Raw genomic sequence first — 4,084 nt, 5'->3', positions numbered from 1 at the left:
CATAAGGAAGCTAAAATAATGATAAATAGCAGTTTAGAAGTTGTTGAAAGAGGGCAAAGAATTACATCAATAAGGAAACTTTCTGATAGATGGAAGTGGTCAACAAAGAAGGTAACTCACTTTCTTGACCAGTTAGTCAAAGACAACATGATTAAGTATATAAGTGATAGTTCAAAGACAGTTATAACAATAGTAAATTATGATAAGTATCAAGGAAAGGAAACACCCTTAAGCATTGATAATACTAGCTTAGGAGAAGATGGGGGAAACACAGAAGAAACACAAGAGAAACACCAAGGAAACACAGAAGAAACAGAGAAGAAACACGAAGGAAACGCAGAGGAAAAACAAAAGAAAACAAACAAGAATGATAAAGAATATATAAAGAATGATGAAGAAGGAGAAGAAAGAGGAGAAGGAAAAGAAGAAGCGCCTGTACTTCCATCCCTTTCATTCTCCACAGAAGCACATAAGAAAATTTATGAAGAAATATCTGAGGTAAGTTATAGAAGTTGGTTTATAGATACAGAGATAACCGAAACAGATAATGAAATAACTATAAAAGTTAATAATGATTTCAATAGAGAAGTTATTAGGGATAGGTTTAAGGATAAATTATATTATATTTTCTTAAAGAAGATAGAAGTTATATAGGAGGATTATTTTAAATGTCAAAATTTAAAGTTGGAGATAAGGTTAGAGTTAGAGAAGATTTAATTGCAGGGGAGATGTATGGGCACCAAACGTTCGTTAAATATATGGAGAAACATAAAGGGAGAATATTAAAAATAAATTTTGAAGATGACAGAGGATATGACCTTGAAGGAGCAGACTACTATTGGACAGATGAGATGCTAGAAGAAGTTAAGGAGGATAAAATGGAAAAGACATTTAGAGAAGTAATAGCAGATATAAAAGAGGGAGAAGTTTGGGAAAGCTCTGTTTATAGGATAACAAGAAATGAAAAAGGTATTTCGATTATAAGAAAAGATGGATTTGTACCAGATGGGCAAATGTTCTTCCGTGATACCAATGTATATAAATTACAAAGAAAAGAATACACATTTGAAGAAGCATTTAAAGAATATGAAGAGGGTAAGGAGATAGAGAGTGAAAGTTATAAATATAAAAAATGTAATGGAGCAGATTGTTTTAAATTAATTACAAGTATTAAAGATGAATGGATTGAATGTGAAGATGGTTTTGAAATACATTTAGATGAAATTAGAGGTAAGTGGTATATAAATGACTAGAGAAATAAAAATATGTGATAAATGCGAATCTAATTACTTAGTAGAAACACATCATATCGTAAAGCGTAAACAAGCTAAGTATTTAGAAAACTGTAAATTGAATTTAATAAATTTATGTTGGTATCATCACAAAGGTACTTATGGAGTACATGGAAAGTATGGACATAAATTGGACCAAGAATTAAAGTTAGAGTTTCAAAATAAACTAGAAGAGTTATGGGACAAGCAGTATTTAACTAGAGAAGAAATAAACGAAGTATTACAGATAAGTGATAAGGCATTAAATAGGCTTTTAAAGAGGCTAACTTTACAGAAGGATAAATATATCAAAGAAGATGTAATAAGAGCCTGTATGGGTGGAAAATTAATTATATAGAGGTGTAATAATGAGAGAAATTAAATTTAGAGTTTGGGACAGTGAAAGAAAAAAGATATTACCAATACAAAGACATTCATTTAAAACTGGTGAGTCAATGCCATATGGTTGGAATGTGGAGTATGTATTTGAGGATCTGATGCAATATACAGGACTTAAAGATAAGAATGGAAAAGAAATATATGAGGGAGATATAGTAAAAGCTTATGAAAGTAATATCGTATGCGAAGTTATATTCTCTGAAGGTGCAATGTTTATGTTAAGGTGGAATGATAAAAAATGGGGGAATAATGAATATCATCATTATGGAGTAAGAGCTTTCACTTTAGAAGTAATAGGCAATATATATGAAAATCCAGAGTTATTAGAAGGTAATTAAAAGTGGAAGAATTAAAAAATCAATATCTAGATGACTGTATTATCTTAGGAAACATAATCAAAAGAAAAAATAATCTAAATGAAAATGATATAGCAGGAGCATTTAGATTAATGCAAGATAGCTTACAAGCTTATTTTAGATGGAGCGTAATAAGATGTGAAATAAGAAGTAGCTTAAGGCGTGGAGAGAGAGCAGAGTTAAAGGACCTACTAGAAAATATAGTTAAGTATTTAGATGAAGTTCATAGAGATTCTAGGGTTATATATAAGCAAGGTAAAGAAGATTTAAGAAATAATAGGGAGGATATATAAGAATGAGTAATTTAGAAAATAGCATAAAGGATTGTATAACAAGAGAGTTAGAAAAGGGAATTATAGAGAGAGTTATAACAGATAAGTTAGAAAAATGTATTGAGAACTCATTAGAAGATTTATTCAAATGGAATGGAGCAGTAAAGAAAGTTATTGAAGAAAAAGTAGAGGGAGTTATGGTTCCTTATTTAGAAAACTATGATTACTCAGCGTATATTACAAAGCTAGATGATGTTTTAGTTCATGTGTTAAAAAATACAGCTTTCGATAACAAAAAGATATTAGAAAACTTTAAAGAATTAATGGTTTCTAAAATAGATATAAAAGTTATAAAGGTATCAGATTTATTTTCAAAGTGGTGCGAGTATGTTGCAGAGGAAGTTGATACACAAGGTCTAGGAGTTGAGTATGAAGATGGTCCATCATATGAATGTGTAGATGTAAGCTATGAATTTGATCAAGCTGAAGAAAGAAATTGGGTAAAGAGAGAAAGTGGAAGAATATTATTTGAATGTGAACATGATGAAAAACTAAATTTCTGTATTGATGTTTATAGATGGAATGATATACACGAAAAAGATCAATGGGATTTTATTTATGATAAAAAATGCGAGATATCTTCATTAAGACATTTAGATAAATTTTCATTATATCTTATGTCATTAAGTCAAGCAGGAGTAGAAATAGAAATAGATAGGGTATATGACAATGAAGAAGTAAGACCAGAAAAAGAACCGGAAGTATACTTTGAATAAAAATTAAATACAAGGAGAATAGGAGTAAATCCAACATAGTTATATGCTCCTATTCTCAAATGAAAATCAAATAAGAATTAAGAGGGTGAAGAAATGAAGATAGGAGATAAAGTAAAAGTAATATATAAAAATGAATATTTTAAAGGATTACCTACTAAAAGAGAAGGAAGTATAGCAGTAATAACAAAGCATTTTTTAGTGATACAGTTTGAGAAATATAAAGAGAGCTTTAAGAAAACAGATATACTCGCTAAGGGTTGGGTAGATATGGAATTAAAGCAAGGCAGAGAGTGGATAAATGTAGATAAGGAAGTGATGAAATGATATTAGCAATAGATCCAGGGAATATAGAAAGTGGATATGTAATTCTCAATGATGATTTAAGTGTAAGAAGAAAAGGCAAGGTTATAAATGAGGAAATGTTAAACATAATAAATAGTGCTTGTTATTACAAGCAATCAGATGTAGCAATAGAAATGGTTGCTAGTTATGGGATGGCCGTTGGAGCAACAGTATTTGATACTTGTGTTTGGATTGGAAGATTTACAGAAAAGGCTAAGCAGTGGAATGTAGAAGTAACATACATCTACAGAAAAGATGAAAAAATGAATTTATGCAATTCTATGAAAGCTAAAGATAGCAATATAGTACAAGCATTAATAGATAGATTCGCTCCTAATACACCTAATAAAGGAAAAGGAACTAAGAAAGAACCAGGATGGTTTTATGGATTTAAAAAGGATATATGGCAGGCTTATGCAGTGGGAGTAACTTACTATGATATGTATTTAAAAGGAGGGAGAGGTAATGAGTAACATTTCAGCAGTTAGAGTTTTATTAGAAACAATTAGAAATATTGCATTTTCATTAAATGATGAGGAAATAAGAGATATAGCATTAGTTGTAAATAGAGCATTAGATAGATTGGAAAAGGAGAATAAGGATAATGAATAAGGTAGTACTTATCGGAAGATTAACAAGGGATCCAGATTTAAATTTTGCAGCAGGAA

The 4,084-nt window shown here is 30.0% G+C and carries 9 protein-coding genes; all 9 read left to right on the top strand.

The genetic code is table 11. From position 1 onward, the window contains the following. On the top strand, positions 1 to 654 hold a 654-nt coding region (locus ACQPUY_RS17545), incomplete at its 5' end, for a DnaA N-terminal domain-containing protein (RefSeq protein ID WP_430843331.1). A 14-nt stretch (positions 655 to 668) separates the two neighbouring features. After that, positions 669 to 1,253 (top strand): hypothetical protein, encoded by a 585-nt coding sequence (locus tag ACQPUY_RS17540; protein ID WP_430843329.1) that lies wholly within the window; start codon positions 669 to 671, stop codon positions 1,251 to 1,253. After that, positions 1,246 to 1,629 carry a hypothetical protein gene (locus tag ACQPUY_RS17535; RefSeq protein ID WP_430843327.1) on the top strand — a complete coding sequence of 128 codons (384 nt, stop codon included), beginning with the start codon at positions 1,246 to 1,248 and terminating at the stop codon, positions 1,627 to 1,629. Before ACQPUY_RS17540 ends, ACQPUY_RS17535 begins: the two co-directional genes overlap by 8 nt. Before the next feature lie 10 nt (positions 1,630 to 1,639). Further along, complete coding sequence (locus ACQPUY_RS17530) at positions 1,640 to 2,008, top strand: YopX family protein (protein ID WP_430843325.1); 369 nt, start codon at positions 1,640 to 1,642, stop codon at positions 2,006 to 2,008. Between the two features lie 2 nt (positions 2,009 to 2,010). After that, positions 2,011 to 2,319, top strand: a complete 309-nt coding sequence (locus ACQPUY_RS17525; RefSeq protein WP_430843323.1) for a hypothetical protein — start codon at positions 2,011 to 2,013, stop codon at positions 2,317 to 2,319. 2 nt (positions 2,320 to 2,321) lie between these two features. After that, entirely contained in the window at positions 2,322 to 3,074 is a 753-nt protein-coding gene (locus tag ACQPUY_RS17520) for a hypothetical protein (RefSeq protein WP_430843321.1), read from the top strand. Between the two features lie 93 nt (positions 3,075 to 3,167). Continuing rightward, complete coding sequence (locus tag ACQPUY_RS17515) at positions 3,168 to 3,398, top strand: hypothetical protein (RefSeq protein WP_430843319.1); 231 nt, start codon at positions 3,168 to 3,170, stop codon at positions 3,396 to 3,398. After that, entirely contained in the window at positions 3,395 to 3,889 is a 495-nt protein-coding gene (locus ACQPUY_RS17510; RefSeq protein ID WP_430843317.1) for a hypothetical protein, read from the top strand. The genes ACQPUY_RS17515 and ACQPUY_RS17510 overlap by 4 nt, the downstream gene beginning before the upstream one ends. After that, positions 3,882 to 4,028, top strand: coding sequence for a hypothetical protein (locus ACQPUY_RS17505; RefSeq protein WP_430843315.1), 147 nt, complete (start codon positions 3,882 to 3,884; stop codon positions 4,026 to 4,028). The genes ACQPUY_RS17510 and ACQPUY_RS17505 overlap by 8 nt, the downstream gene beginning before the upstream one ends. The last annotated feature ends 56 nt before the right edge of the window (positions 4,029 to 4,084 follow it).

Source organism: Clostridium nigeriense (assembly GCF_050585245.1).
Lineage (GTDB): Bacteria > Bacillota > Clostridia > Clostridiales > Clostridiaceae > Clostridium > Clostridium nigeriense_A.
The sequence above is the reverse complement of the archived record's forward strand: the minus strand, read 5'-3'. Positions and strand labels throughout refer to the sequence as shown.